Here is a 25,971-nt window from a genome sequence, read left to right on the forward strand (position 1 = left end):
TATCTGGTCCTTCCATTAAAAAAAGAAGCCACCTGATGGATGACCTCATCTTTTATTATTTTTAATGATCATTACATTTATTTTTCTTCAACAGATAAGATTTGTAGGATTCTCTCTAGGTCATCTTCAGAGAAATAATCAATTTCAATTTTTCCTTTTTTCTTACCTGGTTTAATTGCAACAGATGTTCCAAGTGTCGTACGCAGGATATCCTGACGTTCTTTTAAAAATGGAGAGAGGTTAATTTTTCTTCTTTTTGTTTCACGTGAAACGCGATCATTTAGCTGTTGCACGAGTAACTCTAATTCTCTCACGCTTAGTTTATCATGGAGTACTTTTTCTAATAAAGACGAAAGCTTGTTTTTATCAGAAAGACCAAGCAAAGCTCGTCCGTGCCCCATCGAGAGTTTTCCATCTGAAATGAATTGTTGGACAACGGTTGGTAGCTGGAGCAATCGAATGTGATTGGCAATATGCGGTCTGCTCTTTCCAAGACGTTTTGCCAACTGTTCCTGTGTCACATCAAGATGACTCATCAGCTTTTGATAAGCCGTTCCTTCTTCAATTGGATTCAGATCCTCACGTTGCAAATTTTCAATAAGGGCTAACTCCATCATCTCATCTTCATTGTACTCTTTAACAATGGCAGGGATGGAATCCAGCTTTGCATGCTGAGCTGCACGAAAACGACGTTCTCCAACCACAATCTCATAGCCTTTAATACTTTTACGAACTGTAATAGGCTGAAGGATACCGTGTGTTTGGATTGAATGTGCAAGTTCGCTAATAGCCTCTTCCGTAAATGTTTTACGTGGTTGATACGGATTTGGGCGAATTTGTTTTAGTGCAACTTGTTCGATTTGATTTTGCTTCTCGTCTGGGAAAAATGCCTGAAGACCTTTACCTAATCCTTTAGCCATTTGTTACCACTTCCTTCGCTAAATCTACGTAAACTTCTGCTCCACGTGACTTTGCATCATACACAATGATTGGTTTCCCGTGACTCGGTGCTTCTCCAAGACGAACGTTACGAGGGATAATGGTATCAAAAACTTTTTCTCTAAAGTATTTTTTCACTTCATCAATCACTTGAATACCTAGATTGGTTCTAGCGTCTAGCATGGTTAATAGGACACCTTCTATCGCCAAATCAGTATTCAAATGTTTTTGAACAAGACGAACCGTATTTAACAGCTGGCTTAATCCCTCCAGTGCGTAATACTCACATTGAACAGGAATTAAAACCGAATCTGAAGCGGTTAATGCGTTAATCGTTAACAAACCTAAAGACGGTGGACAATCAATAAAAATATACTCGTACTCGTCAGCAACTTCCGACAATGCTCGCTTTAAACGAACTTCTCTGGAAATTGTTGATACAAGTTCAATTTCTGCACCTGATAATTGAATGGTAGATGGAATAACAGATAAATTATCAACCGTTGTTTTACGTATAACTGACTTGGTTTCAATATCTTCAACAAGCAGATCGTATACACACTCGTCTACGTCGCCTTTTTCTACCCCTACCCCACTAGATGCATTTCCTTGCGGGTCTATATCAACCAAAAGGACTCGATGTCCAAGAAAAGCAAGACATGCGCTTAAGTTTACGGCAGTGGTTGTTTTACCCACTCCCCCTTTTTGATTGGCAATTGAAATAATCTTGGCCACTAAGCCACCTACTTTCCCTCAAAAAGAACTAACATAAGTCGTTCTTATTCTATCATAGTTTAAGGGAAATGATTTTAGAAAGTTGTGTGAGATTGAAAATCTTTTAAAAAAGATTAGTAAAAAAATAACCTATCTTTCAAAAGATAGATTACTTTTTAGGGATACGAATCGTAAACTGATAGAATTCATCATTTTCTTCTTCATTTGTATCTATATCTAGCCCACTTTGAAGAACCATATCGACTGATTGCCTGATCGTGTTCATCGCAATTCTCATATCTTTTGAATAGGCTTTACGTGTTGGTTTCTTTTTCTTTTCTTCTGGAGCTTTTTCTCCTTCAATAAGAGCTTTCACTCGTTCTTCTGTTTGTTTCACATTTAATGAATGCTCAATGATTTCAGTTAGGATGGTTTGTTGCTTCTCCGTGTCCTTTAAAACAAGTAAGGCTCTAGCATGTCTTTCTGAAATCTTCCTGTCCAATATCGCTTGCTGTACAGTCTCAGGTAAGTGAAGCAATCGTAGCTTATTCGCAATGGTTGATTGACCTCTACCAAGACGTTGGGCTAAACTTTCCTGCGTTAAGCCATGGATTTCAATAAGCTTTGCATAAGCCACGGCTTCTTCAATAGACGTTAATCCTTCGCGCTGAAGGTTTTCAATGAGTGCAATGGATGCTGTTTGTGAATCATTAAATTCCTTTACAAGCGCAGGAATCTTTTCCCACCCAAGATGGGTGACTGCACGCCAACGACGCTCACCTGCAATAATTTCATATTTGTCATCACGTTGACGAACAACGATCGGTTGAATAACCCCGTGTGTACGAATGGTTTGGGCAAGCTCTTCAATTTTCTCTTCATCAAATACGGTCCGTGGCTGAAAACGATTGGGTACAATTTCTGCTAAAGAGATCTGTTGTACTTCCTCATTCTCTCTAATCACTGCTGTCTCATCCTGTTTGTCACTAAAGCCAAATAGGCGTGAAAACGGCTGCTTCATCGCCCTGACACCACCTTCTGTTTATAAACCTCTACGTCTTATCTATCTATTCGACAGCAAGGTCTATAATCCCTTTTTATCTCTAACTCTTTTATATCCAAACAGCGTGTAAGCGTCAAGAATTGTTTTATGATCATCGACATCATTATGTACAAGTGGGCAGTGTTTCACGTGAAACACTGCCGTATCATTTAGAGAGGTTGCTTAGCAGGAACTCCTGCTTTGCGTGGGTACTTCTTTGGTGTGGATCGTGTTTTGTGGAGCAAATAAATCGTTCGTTCACTTTCTTCTTCAGGCAATGTAAACGAATAGGTTTCTCCAACTGTACCACCTAATGTTTTGATCGCTTGATTTGCATCCTGAAGTTCTTGCTCTGCTCCTGCACCCTTCATGGCTAAAAAATCTCCGCCTGTTTTGGCAAAAGGTAAACATAGCTCAGATAAAACAGAAAGCCTAGCAACAGCCCGAGCTGTCACCACGTCAAAGCGTTCACGGTAGGCACCATCCTGTCCTGCAATCTCTGCTCGGTTATGATGAAAGCTTACGCCTTTTAAACCAAGTTCAGCGGAAAGGTGTTCGAGAAATCCAATTCGTTTTTTTAAGGAATCAATAATCGTCACATGAATCTCAGGAAATACAATTTTGATTGGTAAGCTAGGGAACCCTGCACCGGCTCCAACATCAAGTACTCGTTTTTGCTCGGTAAATGAATAATAGAATCCCGCGCTAATTGAATCATAAAAATGTTTGAGATACACATCGGATTCAGAGGTTAACGCGGTTAAATTCATCTTTTGATTCCATTCAACCAAAAGCTCAAAATAGCGCTCAAATTGCCATTGCTGATGTTCCGATAAGTCTATTCCTTTTTTTGATAAAGATAGAACAAATTCACTTTTATTCATACGTCCCTCTTTCTATGGCTGAACTTTTGCTAAACGCCCTTGCTCCATATAGACAAGTAAGATGGAAATATCAGCAGGATTCACACCCGAAACACGTGAAGCTTGGCCGAGTGAGATCGGACGTACTTCTGCAAGCTTTTGTTTTGCTTCAGTAGCAAGACCATTAATGGCCATGTAATCAAGGTCTTCAGGAAGCTTTTTGTTTTCCATTTTTTTTGACCGTTCAACCTGCTGCAATTGTTTACTAATATATCCTTCATACTTCACTTGAATTTCGACCTGTTCTGCCACATCATCTTGGATGTGGAAGTCAGATGGTTGGATAATAGCAGCAATATGCTGATAGGTTAATTCCGGTCGACGTAATAACGCCGCTGCATGCATGGCTTCAGCTAAAGGCGAGGATCCTGCTTTTTCTAGCATTGCATCTACCTCTGCCGCTGGTTTAATCACAATTTTTTCGAGTCGTTTTTTCTCAGAAATAATCTGTTCTTTTTTCACAAGGAAACGGTTGAATCGGTCTTCTTTGATCAACCCAATTTGATGTCCAATTTCCGTAAGTCTTAGATCTGCATTATCATGACGCAGAAGCAGTCTAAATTCCGCTCTAGAGGTCAAAAGGCGATACGGCTCATTTGTACCCTTCGTTACCAGATCATCAATCAGAACGCCAATGTAGGCTTGTGAGCGATCAAGGATAAGACCTTCATCTCCGCGTGCTTTTAATGCAGCGTTAATACCAGCCATAACACCTTGTCCGGCAGCCTCTTCATATCCTGATGTTCCATTTATTTGTCCAGCTGTAAACAATCCTTCAACCTTTTTGGTTTCTAGAGTTGGCCAAAGCTGTGTTGGAACGATTGCATCATATTCAATGGCGTAGCCCGGACGCATCATTTTTACGTTTTCGAGCCCTGGAATTGATTTTAACATGTCTAATTGCACATCTTCAGGTAGGCTTGTTGATAACCCTTGTACATAAACTTCAGTCGTGTTACGACCTTCTGGCTCTAAGAAGATTTGGTGTCGCGGCTTATCATTAAAACGAACAATCTTATCTTCAATAGACGGGCAGTAACGTGGACCTGTTCCTTCAATCATACCTGAATACATTGGCGAACGAGTTAAGTTTTCATTAATAATCAGGTGAGTGTCGAGTGACGTGTATGTTAACCAGCATGGTAGCTGATCCGTAATATATTTTGTTGTTTCATAAGAGAATGCACGCGGCACATCATCACCAGGCTGAATTTCGGTTTTGTCGTAATCAATGGTATTACCATTCACGCGTGGAGGCGTTCCTGTTTTAAATCGCACCATTTCAAAACCTAGCTCTTGCAGGTGATAGGATAGCTGCACAGATGGCTGCATATTATTCGGACCGCTCTCATACGCCAATTCTCCAAGAATGATTTTTCCACGGAGGTATGTTCCAGTTGTGATAACAACCGATTTACTGCGATATTCTGCACCTGTGTTTGTAATGACACCTTTGCAAATTCCATCTTCCACAATTAGCTTCTCTACCATTCCTTGACGAAGCAGTAGGTTCTCTTGTTCTTCAATAGTCTTTTTCATTTCATGTTGGTAAAGGAATTTATCAGCCTGCGCACGCAATGCACGTACAGCTTGCCCCTTACCTGTATTCAGCATTCTCATCTGAATATGTGTTTTATCGATATTACGAGCCATTTCTCCGCCTAATGCATCAAGCTCTCGTACGACAATTCCTTTTGCCGGTCCTCCAACAGACGGGTTACACGGCATAAACGCAACGGCATCGAGGTTCAGCGTCAGCATTAATGTGTTAGCACCCATGCGGGCTGAGGCGAGTCCTGCCTCTACGCCAGCATGCCCTGCGCCGATAACAATGACATCAAAATCTCCACCTTGAAAGCTCATGGTTCATCCTTCTTTCTTTGCTTGATCCCATTCTTTTCAAACAGTATGTTCCACTGCCTGAAAAGGTTCGATGGGTTTATTTATTTCCCTAAACAGAACTGAGAGAATAGTTGATCGATTAAACTGTCCTGTACACTATCTCCAATAATCTCACCAAGTAACTCCCATGTTCTTGTAACGTCAATTTGAATCAAATCTATAGGCATCGCTACTTCAGTTGCATCTAACGCATCCTGCGCCGTCTGCTTAGCCTGCTCTAAAAGAGCAATATGACGAGTGTTTGATACATACGTTGCATCCTCACCCTCTAAGGCTCCTTCAAAAAACAGGTTCGCAATTGCTGCTTCTAAGTCATCAATTCCTTTATCTTCTATAAAAGCAGTGGTCACAAGCGGTCGACCTGCGGCAAGCTGCTCCACACGCTCTAGGTTAATCTTCCGTACAGTATCCATTTTGTTCACAATGACAACTGCATTCATGCCTGCAGCTGCTTCAAACAACGCTTCATCCTCCATGGATAACTCTTCACCATGGTTTAAAACGAGTAGAATCAAATCAGCCTCACGAAGTGCTTTCCTTGAACGTTCAACACCAAGTTTTTCAACAATATCCTCTGTCTCACGAATACCTGCTGTATCCACAAGTCTCAGCGGCACACCCCTGACATTTACATACTCTTCAAGTGTATCTCTTGTGGTCCCTGGAATATCGGTTACTATGGCTTTATTCTCATGAACGAGGCTGTTCATTAGAGAAGATTTGCCTACATTCGGCCTGCCAATAATCGCTGTAGCTAATCCTTCACGCAAGATTTTCCCTTGTCCTGCGGTTTCTAACAGCTTATCCACTTCTCTTATAACAAAACCTACTTTTTCAATCATTAGGTCATGGGTCATCGCTTCGGCATCATATTCAGGATAATCAATGTTTACTTCAACCTGGGCTACTGTTTCCAATAACTCTTGTCGTAACACCTTGATTTTCTTTGATAAACGTCCCTCAAGCTGCCCAAGAGCAACATTCATCGCTCGGTCCGTTTTTGCACGAATTAAGTCCATGACACCTTCTGCCTGGGACAAATCAATTCGCCCATTTAAAAAAGCTCGTTTCGTGAATTCTCCAGGTTCCGCCAGCCTCGCTCCATGTTTTAGCGCAAGCTTGGAGAACTCTGTTAACAGAAACCAATCCACCGTGACAGTTGATTTCTACTACATCCTCTCTTGTAAAGGTACGAGGCGCTCTCATTACGCTAATCATCGCTTCCTCTACCTTATTGGTCCCATCTGTGATGTGACCATACACAATCGAATGCGAGGCAACTTCTTCTAGTGGTTGTTTTCCCGCATATAAATGAGAGGCAATCGCAATTGCCTCATCTCCACTCAGGCGGACAATTCCGATAGCTCCTTCACCTTGAGCTGTTGAAATGGCAGCTATCGTATCGAATTCTGTTATCATCTACTCGTCACCTCCTACTTTTAAAAAACTCTCTATATCATGATCATCATCGATCAAAAATGGGCGTATTTTCAGACTGCTTCTAATGTAATAGAATAGCACAGACCTAGCTGAAAAGCTATGAACCAGACCGGTATCAGCAATGGCAAAATCCTCTATCTAGTTTCATAGATAGAGGATTTTACTTACATGTATATGGGAATCAAGACTCCGTTGATTTCTTGACAATTACGTGTCGTTGACTTCCTTTTCCTTTAGAGAACGTCATGATGCCCTCTCTTCTATATAAAACTTGATGAACAACCTTGCGTTCTCGTGCGTTCATCGGTTCTAGCGGAATACCATCTTCTTGATACTTGGCCTTTTTAGCCACTCGTACCGCGAGTTCACGTAATGTCTGATACCGCTTTGAACGATATTCACCGACATCCACTTGAAAGGCTTTGTGTTTGGTTTTATTTCGATTAGCAGCTAGTCCAACAAGATATTCTAGTGAGTCTAACGTCTGACCGCGTTTTCCAATCAGTCTAGCAGTATCTCGCTCTTCTTCACAGTTAATCGAAAAAAGAAGACCTTCACTTGTCTTCTTTCTTTCTAAAGAAGCAGCAATCCCCATTTTTTCAATGGTTTTTGTTAAAAATTCGTGCGCCAATTCTTCTGGATCAGGTATGGCATATGCTTCAATGATTGCTTGTTTTGATCCAAAACCTAAAAAGCCTTTTCGAGCTTCTTCAATGACTTCATAAGACATTCGTTCTTTAGGTACATCGAGTTGCTGATAAGCATTGGCTACAGCCTCATCGATTGTTTTTCCTGACACCCTTACCTTTAACATTTGATTTCCCTCCAACGCCCGCTTTCGCAGCCTTCCGTTGTTCTACGTTCGGGCCCGTAATAAAGTACGTTTGAGCAATCATAAATAGGTTTCCAACAACCCAATAAAGGATAACGGCTGAAGGCAAGAAGAAGCCAAATACCGTAATCATAATCGGCATCAAATAGAGCAAAATTTGCATTTGCGGGTTATTTTGCACCATCATCATTTTTTGCTGCACAAACGTTGCTGCACCAGCCACAATTGGCAACAGGAAAATAGGATCAGGCACATCTAATGTGAACCACAAAAATGTATTTCCACTTATTTCAGTTGTTCTCATGATGGCATGATAAAGGGCGAGAAGAATGGGCATTTGGATCACAAGCGGCAAACAGCCAGCAAATGGGTTCACGCCTTTTTCTTGATACAGACCCATTAATTCCTTTTGCAGCTTCTGCTGTGTGTTCTGATCCTTTGCACTGTACTTCTCTCTAAGCTTCTGCATTTCAGGCTGCAAGAGCTGCATAGCCTTCATGCTTTTTGTTTGTTTGATCATGAGAGGCATAATCACCAAACGAATTAAAACGGTTAGAGCAATAATCGCTAATCCATAATTATTAAAAAAATCGGCAAAATTAATAATTAACCAAGAAACCGGATACACAAAAAAGCTGTTCCAAATTCCTTCGCTACTACTAGTAATCGGTTCATTCACACTGAAACATCCGGTTAAGAGAAACAGCAGACCAAATGAAACAATGAATAACCCCCACTTATTCTTCACTCTTTCACACCCTCTGCACAACTTGTCATTTCTTTGATGCACTTTGAGAGCTCCGCTTATTCACACCTGCTTTTTTCATCACATGTGCTAAGCTACTTTGGAACTCATAATAATCCATATCTGCTGTAGGTTTTCTCGCAATGACAACATAGTCACAATGAGAGTGAAGTACGTCCTGCTTTTCTTGAAAAACAGTTCGAATCAACCTCTTAATTCGATTGCGAACCACTGCATTACCAACCTTTTTACTAACAGAAAGCCCTAATCTAAACTGCTCTTGTCCCTCTTTTTTTAGAACATAAAGAACAAATTGACGGTTCGCTACGGAACGACCATGATTAAATACAGCCGAAAATTCCTCATTCTTTTTAATCCGCTGTTCTTTTCTCATATTTCCGCTCCCCTATTGTCTTCTACTCTTTGAAGCAAAAAAGACCACTGTCTACCAGTGGTCTCAGATGTCGATACTTGCCGCGTTCTGCCAATATGCCCCTTCAAAAAGAAAGTTCAAGCATGCGCAAAGCAAGTCCAATAATCTGAAGTTGCTTATCACTGGCTTCTCAGCGGTTTTATGCAGACAATACTTTTCTTCCTTTTTGACGACGACGCGCTAGAACTTTACGACCGTTCTTAGTGCTCATTCTTGCACGAAAACCATGCTTCTTTTTACGCTTACGGTTATTTGGCTGAAAGGTTGGTTTACCCATTTATTACACCCCCTGCGGATTGCTCATTAAAAAATTCTGGCTGTAAGACAGTCCTGTAAATTATATAGAAAATCATTAGCTATTGTCAAGATCAAAATTACACGATTGTCAACATCTTATTATACACTCTCATCATGCTTGTCGGCAAGTTTTGTTAGTGAAGGAATGAAAAGTTGAAAGAGAAACGAAGTCGCTGGTGCACTAAATGGAGTGAGGTTTACCAAGAAGAATTGGTCTGTCGCTAAGAAAAATCATTATTTCACTAAGAACTACGGAAGGATCAGCAAGACCAATATAGCGTTACCAAGAGAGGTAACATCATAAGCAAGCTAGATGAATCTATTTCCAAGAACATGCTCTCTTTAGCAAGGTAGATGAACTTTCCTCCAAGAGCACGCACTCTTTAACAAGCTAGATATATCAATTACCAAGAGCAGACCTTTTTAACAAGATAAATGAATCTTTCTACAAGAACTCGCTCTCTTTAGCAAGGTAGATGAACCTTTCCCCAAAACACGATACCTATATTTTTTTAGCAAACTCCCTATAGCAGTCGTTTCACGGTGCTCGTCTGAATAAGGAGAGAAAGTGATTATCTTCATTTTAAAAATCACGTCCCAATATATTTGGATACCTCTACTTATTTTAAAGAACATTGCTCCTTCATCTAACATTTCATTTCATTCCTCTTCACCAGCAAAAATTCCTGAACGGATCCTCCCATTAGCAAACTTCTTCATTTCCATCTTGCAAAAAATAAAGTTCCATTCATTTTTTCGCCAACACAATTTTAAATTTCCGCCTCACTTTTAATACCCACATCCTCTTCTCCCTCTTTTCAAAACACTGTGGACAACTTTAAAAGACATATTTCGACTTATCCTCCGACTCATCGACAGCTTACTCACATATCTTGTGTTGTGGACAAAAATAAAACACAAGATGCTGTACTTTGTGGATAAACCTAACAAACCATTGCGGTAAAAGGTTTATTTTGCTATGATTATATTGTTTTAACTCGTGGATAGCTATTCAAACACTCTATCCTGTCCACAGCCTGTGGGTAAAGTTGTGGACAGGTTTTTTTCTGCGGATTATTTTTTCCACAGGCTTGTTTACTATTTCTTTTTTGATGATTTTCTACTATACTATTATCTTTCCACATTTTATTCACCGGTGAATAAATATTCATCGTCATTATAAGCGTTGTACAAAACATATACAATCAATCTTAACTAAAGGCCGTAACAGGTCTTTTCTGTGTCTACACTACTTGTAACACTGGGAAAAAGGAGGTTTAAACTTGGAAAACATTCACGACCTGTGGGAACGGGTCCTCTCTGAAATGGAGACAAAGGTGAGTAAGCCTAGCTTTGAGACATGGCTGAAATCGACAAAAGCCAATGTGATTCAAAACGATGTCATTACCGTCACTGCTCCTAATGAGTTTGCGCGTGACTGGTTAGAGGATCACTACGCCAGTTTAACTTCTGATACAATCGAGAACTTAACGGGGTCTAGACTGACACCGAAGTTTGTCATTCCGCAAAATGAGTCTGTGGATGACTTATTAGTCGAGCAGCCACCTAAAAAAATACCACAAGCAGATGCTGCTGATGATATTTCAAGTCGGACAATGCTAAATGGCAAATACACATTTAATACGTTTGTTATTGGATCTGGAAACCGCTTTGCTCACGCTGCATCTCTTGCTGTAGCTGAAGCACCGGCAAAAGCTTATAATCCATTGTTTATTTATGGTGGAGTTGGTCTGGGGAAAACGCATTTAATGCATGCGATCGGCCACTATGTCATGGAGCATAATCCAAAAGCAAATGTAGTCTACTTATCTTCAGAGAAATTCACGAATGAATTTATTAATTCCATTCGTGATAACAAAGCAGTGAACTTCCGCAATAAGTATCGCAATGTTGATGTATTACTTATTGATGACATCCAGTTCCTAGCAGGTAAGGAACAGACACAAGAGGAGTTCTTCCATACATTTAATGCACTTCATGAGGAATCAAAACAAATTGTGATCTCAAGTGACCGTCCTCCTAAGGAAATTCCTACGCTTGAGGACCGTCTTCGTTCACGTTTTGAGTGGGGTCTTATTACAGATATTACGCCTCCGGACCTCGAAACGAGGATTGCGATTTTAAGAAAAAAAGCGAAGGCCGAGAACTTAGATATTCCAAATGAAGTCATGTTATATATTGCGAATCAAATCGACACAAATATACGAGAGCTAGAAGGCGCCCTTATTCGTGTTGTTGCGTATTCGTCCCTCATTAACAAAGATATGAACGCAGATTTGGCAGCAGAAGCTCTAAAAGATATTATTCCAAATTCAAAGCCAAAAATGCTTACGATCATTGACATTCAAAAGCTAGTTGGCGACTATTATCAAGTTAAACTAGATGATTTTAAAGCAAAAAAACGAACAAAATCCGTTGCATTTCCACGGCAAATTGCGATGTATCTATCTCGTGAGTTAACGGATTCATCCTTACCTAAAATAGGGAGTGAATTTGGCGGACGTGATCATACAACCGTCATTCATGCTCACGAAAAAATTTCAAGATTACTTGGTACAGATGAAGACTTACAACAAAAAGTCCAAGCGATCACAGAACAACTTCGCGGCTCGTGACTGTGCACAGTGTGGGTAAAGTAAGCACCGTTACACACAGTTTACCCACATGTGTATAACCCGTTTGGTATAGAGTACATTCACTTATCCACAAATTCACAGCCCCTATTACTATTAATACTATTTTTAAAACCATAAATAATGATTTTAAAGGAGCTATTTGTCATGCATTTTGTCATTGAAAGAAATCGTTTTGTTCATGATGTTCAAAACGTTGCCAAGGCGGTTTCTTCTAGAACAACGATTCCGATTTTAACTGGAATGAAGATTGTTGCCACAAATGAAGGAATCACTTTAACAGGCAGCGATTCTGATATCTCGATTGAAACCTTTATACCAACAGAGGAAGAAGATCTTCATCTTGTAGAAATTAAGCAAGAGGGAAGTATCGTTCTACAAGCGCGTTTCTTTGCGGAAATTGTGAAGAAATTACCAGGAGAACAAATTGAAATTAGTGTACAAGATCAACTGAGTGCAACGATTCGTTCAGGTTCCTCCGTCTTTACACTAAATGGCTTAGATCCCGAAGAGTATCCGCGCCTTCCACAGCTTGAAGAGGATCTGGTTTTCCGATTGCCTCAAGATATGCTAAAAAACATTATTAGACAAACTGTCTTTGCAGTGTCCACTCAGGAAACACGTCCTGTGTTGACAGGTGTAAACCTTGAGATCGAAAAAGGTGAGTTGATCTGTACTGCAACAGATAGCAGACGCTTGGCTATGAGAAAATCATCGGTTGAACGAAATGATCAGGAGCTGACGTTTGAGAATGTTGTTATTCCAGGGAAGAGCCTAACAGAGTTAAGTAGAATTCTAGAGGATAACGATGAGCTAACAGAGGTTGTTGTCACAGAAAACCAAATTCTTTTTAAATTGGGTCATACGTTATTTTTCTCAAGACTACTTGATGGGAAATACCCAGTAACAAGCAGCATGATTCCAACTCATTCAAAGACTACATTTTCTGTACAAACAAAATCGTTATTGCAGACGTTAGAAAGAGCATTATTGCTTTCAGACGGTAAAAATAATGTGGTGACACTTAAAACTCTTAACGATCAGCAAATTGAAATTACATCTGTTTCTCCTGAAATCGGAAAAGTAACAGAGGATCTGGCAACCTCGGACCAAGAGGGAGAAGAGATGAGAATTTCATTTAACGGAAAAATTGTCATTGATGCATTAAAGGTTATCGATAGTGAAAAAGTTAATATTATGTTCACAGGAGCGATGAGTGCATTTGTTGTTAGACCAACTGACCATGATCACTATCTGCACCTATTCTCTCCAGTACGTACATACTAGGTCTATGTGTCTTACTTTTAAGATTGGACTTGGCTAGAAGACGTTGGTCTAGTACAATAGATAATAGAGAATGTATGTAAATTGAACGGAACAAGAAGACAGCAACTCTCTATGACTTGCTGTCTTCCCTTTCTTATGACCCTCGAACATTGAGGGAGGAAAAGAGGTACAAGATGGACGTGCTAAAAATCTCAACTCCGTATATCACTCTTGGACAAATGCTAAAAGAGTCAGGGGCAATTGACACAGGTGGGATGGCAAAATGGTATCTAAGCGAATATGAAGTGATTGTGAACGAGGAGCCAGAGAACCGCCGAGGCAAAAAGCTACGAGCGGGCGATATAATCAAGCTCCATGATGGCACAACCATCGAAATTGCGTGGACCGAGGAGAAGGAAGATGAGGGTCAATAAGTTATCGCTTAAGCATTACCGCAACTATGCAGAAGCAGAGCTTGAATTTAATAAGCAGGTTCATGTGTTCGTAGGAGATAATGCGCAGGGGAAAACCAATGTGCTCGAAGCTATTTATGTGTTGGCGATGGCTAAATCACATCGCACTGCTAAGGATAAAGAATTAATTAGTTGGGGGCAGGATTACGCCGGCATCTGTGGTGAGGCACAGACACGCCGAAACAAGTTAACGTTGGACTTAACGATCTCAAGCAAAGGGAAAAAAGTGAAACTTAATGGGTTGGAGCAACGACGCCTCAGTGAGTACGTCGGGGCTCTTAATGTCGTTATGTTTGCCCCTGAAGACCTGCACTTGGTCAAAGGGAGTCCTCAAGGGAGAAGGCGCTTTATGGACATGGAGCTTGGCCAGATAAGTCCGATCTATCTTCACCACAGCAGCCGTTATCAGAAAATCCTGCAACAGCGTAATTCACTTTTACGAGATTGGCACAAGAACCAGCTCCCGATATGCTTGGAGATCTTGACTGAACAATTAATTGATACTGGTGCCGAGCTGATAAAGAGACGGGCTGTGTTCCTTCAGAAGCTGCAGAAATGGGCAGAAACGATTCATTTTGACATCTCCCGTGGCACAGAAGAGCTAAAGCTTATCTATCTTTCAACGGTAGAGGTATCAGAAGACTTAAACTTGTCGACCCTAAAAGAAAGACTACATGCGGTGTACAAACAGAAAAAAGACAAAGAGCAGATAAGAGGAACAACCTTATTTGGACCTCATCGTGAAGATATTGGTTTTTTAGTCAATGAAAAAGATGTTCAAAGCTATGGCTCTCAAGGACAACAACGAACAACAGCACTTGCTCTTAAGCTTGCTGAGATAGAGCTCATCAAAGAAGAAGTAGGAGAATACCCGGTTTTGTTACTAGATGATGTGCTTTCTGAGTTAGATGATTATCGGCAATCTCATCTGCTAGAGACAATACAGAGAAAAGTACAGACATTTGTAACGACGACCGGATTAGCTGGTGTTCATCAGAAGGCTTTAGAGAATGCTGAGGTTTTTGAAGTGAAGTTGGGCCATATTCAATTACGTCCTACTACTTCATGATGATTCTATGAGTAAAAAAAAGAGTGTTGAGGTGAAATCATGTTTATTCACTTGGGAGGAGACGTAATGATTCGTGCAAATGAAATCATTGCCATTCTCCAGTATGAAGAAAATGAGGTGCCCGAAGAAACAATGGCCTTTTTAGAAAAGGCTGATGCTGCAAGTTCAATTACGATCACTCCGGATCTTGTGAAATCCGTCATTATTACTGATCATGTTATATATTACTCTCCAGTTTCATCTGTCACATTAAACAAACGAGCACTAACCGATGCTGGCATTAAAGAAGATATAGTTTAAAACCATTTAGCTGAGTGATGGTTAAGATAATTGGGAATGAAGGTGAAGCAAGTGAGCAGTGAACAACAAACAGAGCAATCCTATGATGAAAGTCAGATACAGGTACTAGAAGGTTTAGAGGCTGTCCGTAAGCGTCCTGGTATGTATATTGGTTCGACAAGTGGTCGAGGACTGCATCATTTGGTTTGGGAGATTGTAGATAATAGTATTGATGAAGCAATGGCAGGTCATTGTGACACAATCACCGTAACCATTGAACCGGATAACAGTATCACGGTTGAAGATAACGGACGCGGCATTCCAGTTGGGATTCAAGAAAAAATGGGTCGCCCTGCAGTAGAGGTTATTATGACGGTTCTTCACGCCGGTGGTAAGTTTGGCGGCGGCGGATATAAGGTTTCTGGTGGACTACATGGTGTTGGAGCTTCTGTTGTAAACGCGTTATCTACATACTTAGAGGTGAATGTTCATCTCGGAGGAAAGATCCACTATCAAAAGTACGAGCGTGGGGTTCCTTCTGCTGATCTAGCGGTTGTAGGTGAAACGGACAAAACTGGAACAGTTATTAGTTTTAAACCAGACGATGAAATTTTCAAAGAAACACAAGAGTATGATTTTGAGACATTAGCTTCAAGATTACGTGAATTAGCGTTCCTAAATAAAGGGTTAACTATTCACATAAAAGATACACGTGAAGAGAAAGAAAAAGAATCCACTTATTTTTATGAGGGTGGTATTGGTTCATTTGTAGAACATTTAAATCGTTCAAAAGAAGTTCTTCACCCTGAACCCATCCATATTGAAAGTGAAAAGGATGGAATGACCGTTGAAGTGGCTGTTCAATACAATGATGGATTTGTCAGCAATATCTATTCATTTGCCAATAATATTAATACTCATGAAGGTGGCACACATGAATCAGGCTTTAAGACTGGCCTAACTCGTGTCATTAATGATTATGCTCGTAAAAATAGCTTGTTTAAGGAAAGTGATCCTAATCTAACAGGTGAAGATGTTCGTGAAGGCTTAACGGCCATTGTTTCCGTGAAAATTCCTGATCCGCAGTTTGAAGGACAAACAAAAACCAAGCTAGGTAACAGTGAAGCAAGAACGATTACAGACTCACTATTCAGTGAGCACTTTGCACGTTTTCTCATTGAGAACCCTCAAGTTGCACGTAAGGTTGTTGAAAAAGGCTTAATGGCTTCAAGAGCAAGAGAGGCAGCCAAAAAAGCAAGAGAACTAACTCGTCGTAAAAGTGCACTCGAAGTAAGTTCGCTTCCAGGGAAATTAGCGGATTGTGCGTCTAAGGATGCCACCATCAGTGAGTTATACATCGTAGAGGGTGACTCGGCAGGAGGATCTGCTAAACAAGGTCGAAGCCGGCATTTTCAAGCGATTCTGCCTTTGCGAGGAAAAATAATTAACGTTGAAAAGGCTCGCCTGGATAAAATTTTGGCGAATAATGAAATTAGAACAATCATTACTGCACTCGGTACTGGAATCGGTGATGAATTTGATATCTCAAAAGCACGATATCACAAACTTATCCTCATGACAGATGCTGATGTAGATGGTGCGCACATTCGTACATTGCTGCTCACGTTCCTTTACCGTTATATGCGTCCAGTTATTGAACATGGTTATGTATACATCGCTCAACCGCCACTGTATAAAGTGTCACAGGGTAAGCAGGACTTTTATACGTATAATGACCGAGAACTAGATGAATTGTTAAAAACCTTCTCAGATCGTTCTAAGATAGGGATTCAACGATACAAGGGTCTTGGTGAGATGAATCCGGAACAGCTGTGGGATACAACAATGAACCCGGAAACACGTAGCATGATGCAGGTTACACTTGCAGATGCAATAAAAGCAGATGAGATTTTTGATGTCTTAATGGGTGACCGAGTAGAACCAAGACGTGATTTTATACAGGAAAATGCCCAATACGTAAAAAATCTTGATGTGTAAACGGGTAGAAAAATGCAACAGCTCTGATGGAGGGGTAACAAATGGCTGAACAGAATCAATCAAACATTACAGAAATTAATATAGGCCAAGAGATGCAAACATCCTTTATGGATTATGCAATGAGTGTTATTGTCAGCCGTGCACTTCCAGATGCTAGAGACGGACTCAAGCCAGTTCATCGCCGTATTTTGTATGCGATGAATGATTTAGGTATGACTCCCGATAAGGCATACAAGAAGTCGGCTCGTATTGTTGGAGATGTTATTGGTAAGTATCACCCGCATGGTGATTCAGCCGTTTATGAAACGATGGTACGTATGGCTCAGGATTTCAGTTACCGTTATATGCTCGTTGATGGGCACGGAAACTTTGGTTCGGTTGATGGAGATTCAGCGGCTGCAATGCGTTATACAGAAGCAAAAATGTCGAAGATCTCAATGGAATTGGTTCGAGATATTAACAAAGACACCATTGACTTTCAGGATAACTATGATGGATCTGAACAAGAGCCAGTAGTCATGCCCGCAAGGTTCCCGAATTTACTAGTAAACGGTACGTCCGGGATTGCTGTCGGAATGGCAACAAACATTCCCCCACACCAACTAGGCGAAGTCATTGATGGAGTTTTGGCTTTATCTGAGAACCGTGAAATTGATATTGCAGAATTAATGGAATACATTCCAGGACCAGATTTTCCAACTGGAGCAGAAATTCTAGGTCGTTCCGGTATTAGACGAGCTTATCAAACGGGACGAGGTTCTATTACACTACGAGCCAAAACAGAAATTGAAGACCATAACGGAAAACAACGTATTATCGTGACAGAGCTTCCTTATCAAGTGAATAAAGCCCGTTTGATTGAGAAGATTGCGGAGCTTGTACGTGATAAGAAGATTGAAGGAATTACAGATTTACGTGATGAATCCGATCGTACCGGAATGCGGATTGTGATTGAAGTAAGAAGAGATGCCAATGCCAATGTATTGCTAAACAACTTACACAAACAAACAGCTCTTCAATCTAGCTTCGGTATTAACCTACTAGCTCTTGTTGGTGGACGTCCAAAAGTTTTAAATTTAAAAGAATGTCTTGAAGAATATCTTGACCACCAGATTGTTGTTACTCGTAGAAGAACTGCTTTTGAACTGAAAAAAGCAGAGGCTCGTGCACATATTTTAGAAGGTTTACGTATTGCATTAGACCATCTTGATGAAGTCATCAGCTTGATCCGTGCCTCACAAACGACGGAAATTGCGAGAAATGGCTTAATGGAACGATTTGAATTAAGCTATGACCAATCTCAAGCCATTCTAGATATGCGTCTACAACGATTAACTGGCTTAGAGAGAGATAAAATTGAAGGCGAATATAATGAACTGCAGCAGCGTATTGCTGAATTAAAAGAGATTCTTGAGAATGAGTATAAGGTTCTTGAGATTATCCGTGAAGAACTAACTGCAGTAAAAGAACGCTTTAATGATGAGCGTCGTACGATTATTTCGATGAGTGAAGATCATCTTGAGGATGAAGACTTAATTGCTCGTCAAAATATCATCATTACACTTAGCCATAACGGATATATTAAACGCCTGCCTATTTCTACGTATAAGAACCAAAAACGTGGAGGAAAAGGAATTCAGGCGATGGGAACAAATGATAATGACTTTGTTTCGCATCTATTTACAACAAACACACACCATACGATTCTTTTCTTTACGAACAAAGGAAAGGTTTATCGTTTAAAAGGCTATGAGATTCCTGAGTTAGGTAGAACGGCTAAAGGAATTCCGATTATTAACCTGCTTCAGATCGAACAGGGTGAATTTATTAGTACGGTTATTCCAATTGAAGAATTTAATGATGACTCTTATCTATTCTTCTTAACCAAAGAAGGAATTGCCAAACGAACTCAGCTTTCGGCGTTTGCTAATATCCGAAAAGGCGGTTTGTTTGCCATTAATCTCCGAGGTGAAGACGAGCTACACGGTGTAAGGCTTACAGGTGGAGATGAAGAGATTATCATTGGTACACGTCAAGGAATGGCGATTCGTTTCCATGAGGATGATGTACGACTAATGGGTCGAACTGCTGGGGGCGTAAAAGGCATCACGTTGTCCAATGAGGATCATGTTGTTGGTATGGATGTTGTTGTGAAGGATCAGGACGTCTTAATTGTATCTGAGAAAGGGTACGGGAAACGTACTCAAATTGATGAATACCGCATTCAGAACCGTGGCGGTAAAGGAATTAAGACATCTAATATCACTGACAAAACCGGCGCACTTGTTTCTCTTAAAGTGGTATCGCTAGAAAGTGATATCATGATCATTACAGCTAGCGGTGTTATTATTCGTACCCAAGTTGAACCAATTTCTCAAACAGGACGAAATACACAAGGTGTTAAACTGATTCGTGTGAATGAGGGTGAAGAGGTAGCAACAGTTGCCCGAGTTGATATTGAAGATGACGAGGTGGAAGAGCTTCTTGAAGAAGAGGCTATGCAAGAACAAGCCACTGAAGGAAAAGAAGACACTTCTGAAGCGACAGATGAACAAACTGAAGAATAACTAGTAAAACCGACCTATGCAGGTCGGTTTTTTTTATGTATTTTATATTAATATTTCCCATTTAAAAATAATATCGTATAATAAAGGATAATAGATCTAGTTCTAAAGTATTGATTAAGAATTGACCGATAGATTGGAGAGAATTTGTATGATCGTTCCTGTACAAGCATTACAAGAAGGCTGTATCGTCAAAACAGATATCTATAGTTTAGCACCAACCCCTTTAATCAAAAGTCATACCGTGCTAAAAGAAACACATCTTGCTTTCTTAAAAGCATTTTCTATTAAAGAGATTGATATTGAATATGCGCTTGCAGATGGTGATTCATTTCATCCGGCCGATTTATCAGAAGTAGAACCAGATGCAGATGAAGTGAACCCTTCTTTTTTTATAGATACAATGAGGCAGTTCGTGTTTTTAAAAGACATTTTGAATCATGGCAAGCAGGTATGCCTGTTGCTGTTTATGAACTGCGAACAGTTATGGTTCCTTTATTTGAAGGTGTGATTCAGAATCCAGATCAATTACTTACTCTTCATGAATACTCTTTTACAAAAGATTATCGCTACCATCATGCTGTTTCCGTAGGATTGATCGCAGCTGCTCTAGCCCATAAAATGCAATATGATAAGAAAGAGTGGATTCAAATCGGTCTAGCAGGCTTATTAGCGGATATTGGGATGGCTAAGATCTCACCAGGTATCTTGGACAAAAGTGGTCCTCTAACTGAGCTAGAGTACGATGAAATTAAAAAACATCCTGTATATAGCTATAAGATGATAAAAGAAGCTAAAGGATTAACTGTTGCTGTTCAGTTGGCTATTCTGCAGCATCATGAACGTGCAGATAGTGAAGGGTACCCATTCGGTATTGAGAAAAGCAAGTTACATCCATATAGTGAGATTATCGCAGTTGCTGATGTCTATCATGCGATGTCTTCTGAGAGGCAGTATCGGGCTAAACATTCTATCTATTATATTTTGGAAGAAATGCGTCGCCAAACATTTGGCCCATTAAATATTCCGGCCGTTCTTGCTTTAACAGATTTGCTACTCCAATTTTCAGTAGGAGCAACGGTTCGTTTAAATACAGAAGAAGTTGGAGATATTGTCTTTATAACTCCTCAGGATCTAACTAGACCGATGATAAAACTGGCCAAATCCGGAGATATTATTAACCTTCAGCAGAGTTTGCAACTATACATTGAAGAAATTTTAAATTGGAATAAAAAAATGCTTGTCTAATTTGATTATCATATGCTATACTAATTCTTGTCTTAAACGACGCGTAAACATTTGAGTTTGAAAATTAAATGAAACTTTTGATTGACTTACTCGTCAGAAAATGTTACATTAGTTAAGTCGCAAACAGCGACAAACAAGTTCTTTGAAAACTGAACAAAAGCCAAGCGTACGAAGAGATACATGATATCTCATTAGTAACAAAAAAGTCGCAGGTAACACTGCGCAATTGGAAAGTTGATGGAGACATCAACGCCAACAGTTGAGCAATCAACTCACCACTTTTATGGAGAGTTTGATCCTGGCTCAGGACGAACGCTTGCGGCGTGCCTAATACATGCAAGTCGAGCGGACGTTTTTGAAGCTTGCTTCAAAAACGTTAGCGGCGGACGGGTGAGTAACACGTGGGCAACCTGCCTTATCGACTGGGATAACTCCGGGAAACCGGGGCTAATACCGGATAATATCTAGCACCTCCTGGTGCAAGATTAAAAGAGGGCCTTCGGGCTCTCACGGTGAGATGGGCCCGCGGCGCATTAGCTAGTTGGAGAGGTAATGGCTCCCCAAGGCGACGATGCGTAGCCGACCTGAGAGGGTGATCGGCCACACTGGGACTGAGACACGGCCCAGACTCCTACGGGAGGCAGCAGTAGGGAATCTTCCGCAATGGACGAAAGTCTGACGGAGCAACGCCGCGTGAGTGATGAAGGGTTTCGGCTCGTAAAGCTCTGTTATGAGGGAAGAACACGTACCGTTCGAACAGGGCGGTACCTTGACGGTACCTCATCAGAAAGCCACGGCTAACTACGTGCCAGCAGCCGCGGTAATACGTAGGTGGCAAGCGTTGTCCGGAATTATTGGGCGTAAAGCGCGCGCAGGCGGCCTTTTAAGTCTGATGTGAAATCTTGCGGCTCAACCGCAAGCGGTCATTGGAAACTGGGAGGCTTGAGTACAGAAGAGGAGAGTGGAATTCCACGTGTAGCGGTGAAATGCGTAGATATGTGGAGGAACACCAGTGGCGAAGGCGACTCTCTGGTCTGTAACTGACGCTGAGGCGCGAAAGCGTGGGGAGCAAACAGGATTAGATACCCTGGTAGTCCACGCCGTAAACGATGAGTGCTAGGTGTTAGGGGTTTCGATGCCCGTAGTGCCGAAGTTAACACATTAAGCACTCCGCCTGGGGAGTACGGCCGCAAGGCTGAAACTCAAAGGAATTGACGGGGGCCCGCACAAGCAGTGGAGCATGTGGTTTAATTCGAAGCAACGCGAAGAACCTTACCAGGTCTTGACATCCTTTGACCACTCTGGAGACAGAGCTTCCCCTTCGGGGGCAAAGTGACAGGTGGTGCATGGTTGTCGTCAGCTCGTGTCGTGAGATGTTGGGTTAAGTCCCGCAACGAGCGCAACCCTTGACCTTAGTTGCCAGCATTTAGTTGGGCACTCTAAGGTGACTGCCGGTGACAAACCGGAGGAAGGTGGGGATGACGTCAAATCATCATGCCCCTTATGACCTGGGCTACACACGTGCTACAATGGATGGTACAAAGGGTTGCGAAGCCGCGAGGTGAAGCCAATCCCATAAAGCCATTCTCAGTTCGGATTGTAGGCTGCAACTCGCCTGCATGAAGCTGGAATTGCTAGTAATCGCGGATCAGCATGCCGCGGTGAATACGTTCCCGGGCCTTGTACACACCGCCCGTCACACCACGAGAGTTTGTAACACCCGAAGTCGGTGAGGTAACCTTTTGGAGCCAAGCCGCCGAAGGTGGGACAGATGATTGGGGTGAAGTCGTAACAAGGTAGCCGTATCGGAAGGTGCGGCTGGATCACCTCCTTTCTAGGGAGTAATACTTCTAGTCGATCACACAGGTTCGCCTGATGTGAATACGCTTTGGCTTTTGTTCGGTTTTGAATGAACTTCGTTCATTCTGAACCCACTTTTTTGTGGGCAATGGTTCTTTGAAAACTAAATCGTGCAATGCAAAACACACACAACGCAATCATCTCTATAGATGTGAGCGAGTCTTTATATACACCATACTTGATGAATGGCATCGTCAGATGACCTGAAATCAAATTGGTTAAGTTAGAAAGGGCGCACGGTGAATGCCTTGGCACTAGGAGCCGAAGAAGGACGCGACGAACGGCGAAACGCCTCGGGGAGCTGTAAGTGAGCTTTGATCCGAGGATATCCGAATGGGGGAACCCACCATTTTTAATCGAATGGTACCCGTATCTGAATACATAGGATACGAGGAGGCAGACCCGGGGAACTGAAACATCTAAGTACCCGGAGGAAGAGAAAGAAAAATCGATTTCCTGAGTAGCGGCGAGCGAAACGGAAAGAGCCCAAACCTGAAGGCTTGCCTTCAGGGGTTGTAGGACATTCCATTGGAGTCATAAAGAAACGGAGTAGGTGAAGCATCTGGAAAGATGCGTCAAAGAGGGTAACAACCCCGTAGCCGAAACTTCGTTTCCTCCGGAGTGTATCCTGAGTACGGCGGGACACGTGAAACCCCGTCGGAATCCGGGAGGACCATCTCCCAAGGCTAAATACTACCTAGTGACCGATAGTGAACCAGTACCGTGAGGGAAAGGTGAAAAGCACCCCGGAAGGGGAGTGAAAGAGATCCTGAAACCGTGTGCCTACAACTAGTCAGAGCCCATTAACGGGTGATGGCGTGCCTTTTGTAGAATGAACCGGCGAGTTACGATGTCGTGCAAGGTTAAGCTGATGAGGCGGAGCCGTAGCGAAAGCGAGTCTGAATAGGGCGATTTGAGTACGCCGTCGTAGACCCGAAACCGAGTGATCTACCCATGTCCAGGGTGAAGTTCAGGTAACACTGAATGGAGGCCCGAACCCACGCATGTTGAAAAATGCGGGGATGAGGTGTGGGTAGGGGTGAAATGCCAATCGAACTCGGAAATAGCTGGTTCTCCCCGAAATAGCTTTAGGGCTAGCCTCGAGGGAAGAGTCTTGGAGGTAGAGCACTGATTGGACGAGGGGTCCCCACAGGATTACCGAATTCAGTCAAACTCCGAATGCCAAGTACTTATCCTCGGGAGTCAGACTGCGAGTGCTAAGATCCGTAGTCAAGAGGGAAACAGCCCAGACCATCAGCTAAGGTCCCAAAGTATACGTTAAGTGGCAAAGGATGTGGAGTTGCCCAGACAACCAGGATGTTGGCTTAGAAGCAGCCACCATTTAAAGAGTGCGTAATAGCTCACTGGTCGAGTGACTCTGCGCCGAAAATGTAACGGGGCTAAACGTATCACCGAAGCTATGGATGAACACCTTAGGTGTTCGTGGTAGGGGAGCGTTCCAAGGACAGCGAAGCTAGATCGTGAGGACTAGTGGAGTGCTTGGAAGTGAGAATGCCGGTATGAGTAGCGAAAAGAGGGGTGAGAATCCCCTCCGTCGAAAGCCCAAGGTTTCCTGAGGAAGGCTCGTCCGCTCAGGGTCAGTCGGGACCTAAGCCGAGGCTGAAAAGCGTAGGCGATGGACAACAGGTTGATATTCCTGTACCACCTCTCCACCGTTTGAGTAATGGGGGGACGCAGAAAGGTAGGGTGAGCGCGCTGATGGATATGCGCGTCTAAGCTGTTAGGCTGGAAAGTAGGCAAATCCGCTTTCCGTTCGGCTGAGCAGTGATAGCGAGGGAAATTTAGTACCGAAGTCCCTGATCCTCCGCTGCCTAGAAAAGCCTCTAGCGAGGTGGAAGGTGCCCGTACCGCAAACCGACACAGGTAGGCGAGAAGAGAATTCTAAGACGCGCGGGAGAACTCTCGTTAAGGAACTCGGCAAAATGACCCCGTAACTTCGGGAGAAGGGGTGCTCTATTAGGGTGCAAGCCCGAGAGAGCCGCAGTGAAAAGATCCAAGCGACTGTTTAGCAAAAACACAGGTCTCTGCGAAGCCGCAAGGCGAAGTATAGGGGCTGACACCTGCCCGGTGCTGGAAGGTTAAGAGGAGGGGTTATCCTTCGGGAGAAGCTCTGAATTGAAGCCCCAGTAAACGGCGGCCGTAACTATAACGGTCCTAAGGTAGCGAAATTCCTTGTCGGGTAAGTTCCGACCCGCACGAATGGTGTAACGATTTGGATACTGTCTCAACGAGAGACCCGGTGAAATTATAGTACCTGTGAAGATGCAGGTTACCCGCGACAGGACGGAAAGACCCCATGGAGCTTTACTGTAGCCTGATAGTGGATGTTGGTATCGTTTGTACAGGATAGGTAGGAGCCTTTGAAACCGGAGCGCCAGCTTCGGTGGAGGCATTGGTGGGATACTACCCTGACGGTGCTGACATTCTAACCTCGACCCGTGATCCGGGTCAGGGACATTGTCAGGTGGGCAGTTTGACTGGGGCGGTCGCCTCCTAAACAGTAACGGAGGCGCCCAAAGGTTCCCTCAGAATGGTTGGAAATCATTCGAAGAGTGCAAAGGCATAAGGGAGCTTGACTGCGAGACCTACAAGTCGAGCAGGGACGAAAGTCGGGCTTAGTGATCCGGCGGTGCCGAATGGAAGGGCCGTCGCTCAACGGATAAAAGCTACCCTGGGGATAACAGGCTTATCTCCCCCAAGAGTCCATATCGACGGGGAGGTTTGGCACCTCGATGTCGGCTCGTCGCATCCTGGGGCTGAAGTAGGTCCCAAGGGTTGGGCTGTTCGCCCATTAAAGCGGCACGCGAGCTGGGTTCAGAACGTCGTGAGACAGTTCGGTCCCTATCCGTCGCGGGCGCAGGAAATTTGAGAGGAGCTGTCCTTAGTACGAGAGGACCGGGATGGACACACCGCTGGTGTACCAGTTGTTCCGCCAGGAGCATCGCTTGGGTAGCTACGTGTGGACGGGATAAGTGCTGAAAGCATCTAAGCATGAAGCCCCCCTCAAGATGAGATTTCCCATGGCGTAAGCCAGTAAGACCCCTTAGAGATGATGAGGTTGATAGGTCTGGAGTGGAAGCGTGGCAACACGTGGAGCGGACAGATACTAATCGGTCGAGGACTTATCCAACATGGTGAAAGACAGTGTGAGTAGCATAGAAACAGGAAGAAGAAGTCACTTCGGTGAATTCCTCCTCCTGTGGGCACGATTTGGTTTTGAGAGAATCTTTTCTCAAGATGGACAACAAGCATCAAGTGATTCGAGGACACAA

General features: G+C 42.6%; 18 protein-coding genes, 2 rRNA genes and 1 pseudogene. 11 read left to right on the forward strand and 10 right to left on the reverse strand.

The window, feature by feature from the left end; all coding sequences use genetic code 11:
* Positions 1-77: 77 nt before the first annotated feature.
* The 10 genes and pseudogenes from NDM98_RS13770 to rpmH form a co-directional block, all read right to left on the reverse strand.
* The gene (locus NDM98_RS13770; protein ID WP_251608589.1) at positions 78-920 is read right to left on the reverse strand and encodes a ParB/RepB/Spo0J family partition protein; all 843 of its coding nucleotides are present in this window, start codon (positions 918-920) and stop codon (positions 78-80) included.
* Positions 913-1,674, reverse strand: a complete 762-nt coding sequence (locus NDM98_RS13775) for a ParA family protein (protein ID WP_251608592.1) — start codon at positions 1,672-1,674, stop codon at positions 913-915. Before NDM98_RS13775 ends, NDM98_RS13770 begins: the two co-directional genes overlap by 8 nt.
* A gap of 148 nt (positions 1,675-1,822) precedes the next feature.
* Complete coding sequence (noc, locus tag NDM98_RS13780; protein ID WP_251608595.1) at positions 1,823-2,674, reverse strand: nucleoid occlusion protein; 852 nt, start codon at positions 2,672-2,674, stop codon at positions 1,823-1,825.
* 191 nt (positions 2,675-2,865) lie between these two features.
* Positions 2,866-3,579: a 16S rRNA (guanine(527)-N(7))-methyltransferase RsmG gene (gene rsmG / locus NDM98_RS13785; protein ID WP_251608597.1), complete on the reverse strand. Its 714-nt coding sequence runs from the start codon at positions 3,577-3,579 to the stop codon at positions 2,866-2,868.
* A gap of 12 nt (positions 3,580-3,591) precedes the next feature.
* Positions 3,592-5,481 (reverse strand): tRNA uridine-5-carboxymethylaminomethyl(34) synthesis enzyme MnmG, encoded by a 1,890-nt coding sequence (gene mnmG / locus NDM98_RS13790; protein ID WP_251608599.1) that lies wholly within the window; start codon positions 5,479-5,481, stop codon positions 3,592-3,594.
* A gap of 80 nt (positions 5,482-5,561) precedes the next feature.
* Positions 5,562-6,939 (reverse strand): annotated as a pseudogene (mnmE, locus tag NDM98_RS13795) (tRNA uridine-5-carboxymethylaminomethyl(34) synthesis GTPase MnmE).
* A gap of 202 nt (positions 6,940-7,141) precedes the next feature.
* Positions 7,142-7,774, reverse strand: a complete 633-nt coding sequence (gene jag, locus NDM98_RS13805; protein WP_251608605.1) for an RNA-binding cell elongation regulator Jag/EloR — start codon at positions 7,772-7,774, stop codon at positions 7,142-7,144.
* A complete protein-coding gene (gene spoIIIJ / locus NDM98_RS13810) occupies positions 7,737-8,540 on the reverse strand; it encodes a YidC family membrane integrase SpoIIIJ (RefSeq protein WP_251608607.1) in 804 nt (267 codons plus the stop codon). The genes jag and spoIIIJ overlap by 38 nt, the downstream gene beginning before the upstream one ends.
* Before the next feature lie 25 nt (positions 8,541-8,565).
* A complete protein-coding gene (gene rnpA, locus NDM98_RS13815; RefSeq protein ID WP_251608620.1) occupies positions 8,566-8,931 on the reverse strand; it encodes a ribonuclease P protein component in 366 nt (121 codons plus the stop codon).
* A gap of 178 nt (positions 8,932-9,109) precedes the next feature.
* Complete coding sequence (rpmH, locus tag NDM98_RS13820) at positions 9,110-9,247, reverse strand: 50S ribosomal protein L34 (RefSeq protein ID WP_203087546.1); 138 nt, start codon at positions 9,245-9,247, stop codon at positions 9,110-9,112.
* Between the two features lie 1,303 nt (positions 9,248-10,550).
* Between rpmH and dnaA the strand changes: the two genes are divergently transcribed.
* The 11 genes from dnaA to NDM98_RS13875 all read left to right on the forward strand — a co-directional run bounded on the left by dnaA (position 10,551) and on the right by NDM98_RS13875 (position 25,829).
* Positions 10,551-11,903 (forward strand): chromosomal replication initiator protein DnaA, encoded by a 1,353-nt coding sequence (dnaA, locus tag NDM98_RS13825; RefSeq protein ID WP_251608622.1) that lies wholly within the window; start codon positions 10,551-10,553, stop codon positions 11,901-11,903.
* A gap of 165 nt (positions 11,904-12,068) precedes the next feature.
* Positions 12,069-13,208, forward strand: coding sequence for a DNA polymerase III subunit beta (gene dnaN / locus NDM98_RS13830; RefSeq protein ID WP_251608624.1), 1,140 nt, complete (start codon positions 12,069-12,071; stop codon positions 13,206-13,208).
* 173 nt (positions 13,209-13,381) lie between these two features.
* Positions 13,382-13,621, forward strand: a complete 240-nt coding sequence (gene yaaA / locus NDM98_RS13835) for a S4 domain-containing protein YaaA (RefSeq protein ID WP_251608627.1) — start codon at positions 13,382-13,384, stop codon at positions 13,619-13,621.
* Positions 13,608-14,729 (forward strand): DNA replication/repair protein RecF, encoded by a 1,122-nt coding sequence (recF, locus tag NDM98_RS13840; protein ID WP_251608630.1) that lies wholly within the window; start codon positions 13,608-13,610, stop codon positions 14,727-14,729. The genes yaaA and recF overlap by 14 nt, the downstream gene beginning before the upstream one ends.
* 39 nt (positions 14,730-14,768) lie before the next feature.
* Entirely contained in the window at positions 14,769-15,029 is a 261-nt protein-coding gene (remB, locus tag NDM98_RS13845) for an extracellular matrix regulator RemB (protein ID WP_285803929.1), read from the forward strand.
* A gap of 36 nt (positions 15,030-15,065) precedes the next feature.
* A complete protein-coding gene (gyrB, locus tag NDM98_RS13850; protein WP_251608636.1) occupies positions 15,066-17,006 on the forward strand; it encodes a DNA topoisomerase (ATP-hydrolyzing) subunit B in 1,941 nt (646 codons plus the stop codon).
* A gap of 41 nt (positions 17,007-17,047) precedes the next feature.
* Entirely contained in the window at positions 17,048-19,573 is a 2,526-nt protein-coding gene (gyrA, locus tag NDM98_RS13855) for a DNA gyrase subunit A (protein ID WP_251608638.1), read from the forward strand.
* A gap of 148 nt (positions 19,574-19,721) precedes the next feature.
* On the forward strand, positions 19,722-20,081 hold the full coding sequence (locus tag NDM98_RS13860; RefSeq protein ID WP_251608640.1) for a hypothetical protein: 360 nt from the start codon (positions 19,722-19,724) through the stop codon (positions 20,079-20,081).
* Complete coding sequence (locus NDM98_RS13865; RefSeq protein ID WP_251608642.1) at positions 20,024-20,818, forward strand: HD-GYP domain-containing protein; 795 nt, start codon at positions 20,024-20,026, stop codon at positions 20,816-20,818. The genes NDM98_RS13860 and NDM98_RS13865 overlap by 58 nt, the downstream gene beginning before the upstream one ends.
* A gap of 280 nt (positions 20,819-21,098) precedes the next feature.
* Positions 21,099-22,652 (forward strand): 16S ribosomal RNA (locus NDM98_RS13870).
* A gap of 242 nt (positions 22,653-22,894) precedes the next feature.
* Positions 22,895-25,829, forward strand: a 23S ribosomal RNA gene (locus NDM98_RS13875).
* Together the 16S and 23S rRNA genes form the textbook arrangement of a ribosomal RNA operon.
* The last annotated feature ends 142 nt before the right edge of the window (positions 25,830-25,971 follow it).

Origin of the sequence: Alkalicoccobacillus plakortidis (assembly GCF_023703085.1) — a bacterium.
GTDB lineage: Bacteria > Bacillota > Bacilli > Bacillales > Bacillaceae_D > Alkalicoccobacillus > Alkalicoccobacillus plakortidis.

Coding starts and splice junctions, on each gene's coding strand:
- NDM98_RS13770 (WP_251608589.1), bottom strand. CDS start 920: ATGGCTAAAGGATTAGGTAAAGGTCTTCAGGCATTTTTCCCAGACGAG.
- noc (WP_251608595.1), bottom strand. CDS start 2,674: ATGAAGCAGCCGTTTTCACGCCTATTTGGCTTTAGTGACAAACAGGAT.
- rsmG (WP_251608597.1), bottom strand. CDS start 3,579: ATGAATAAAAGTGAATTTGTTCTATCTTTATCAAAAAAAGGAATAGAC.
- mnmG (WP_251608599.1), bottom strand. CDS start 5,481: ATGAGCTTTCAAGGTGGAGATTTTGATGTCATTGTTATCGGCGCAGGG.
- jag (WP_251608605.1), bottom strand. CDS start 7,774: ATGTTAAAGGTAAGGGTGTCAGGAAAAACAATCGATGAGGCTGTAGCC.
- rnpA (WP_251608620.1), bottom strand. CDS start 8,931: ATGAGAAAAGAACAGCGGATTAAAAAGAATGAGGAATTTTCGGCTGTA.
- rpmH (WP_203087546.1), bottom strand. CDS start 9,247: ATGGGTAAACCAACCTTTCAGCCAAATAACCGTAAGCGTAAAAAGAAG.
- dnaN (WP_251608624.1), top strand. CDS start 12,069: ATGCATTTTGTCATTGAAAGAAATCGTTTTGTTCATGATGTTCAAAAC.
- yaaA (WP_251608627.1), top strand. CDS start 13,382: ATGGACGTGCTAAAAATCTCAACTCCGTATATCACTCTTGGACAAATG.
- recF (WP_251608630.1), top strand. CDS start 13,608: ATGAGGGTCAATAAGTTATCGCTTAAGCATTACCGCAACTATGCAGAA.
- remB (WP_285803929.1), top strand. CDS start 14,769: ATGTTTATTCACTTGGGAGGAGACGTAATGATTCGTGCAAATGAAATC.
- gyrB (WP_251608636.1), top strand. CDS start 15,066: ATGAAGGTGAAGCAAGTGAGCAGTGAACAACAAACAGAGCAATCCTAT.
- gyrA (WP_251608638.1), top strand. CDS start 17,048: ATGGCTGAACAGAATCAATCAAACATTACAGAAATTAATATAGGCCAA.
- NDM98_RS13860 (WP_251608640.1), top strand. CDS start 19,722: ATGATCGTTCCTGTACAAGCATTACAAGAAGGCTGTATCGTCAAAACA.
- NDM98_RS13865 (WP_251608642.1), top strand. CDS start 20,024: ATGCCTGTTGCTGTTTATGAACTGCGAACAGTTATGGTTCCTTTATTT.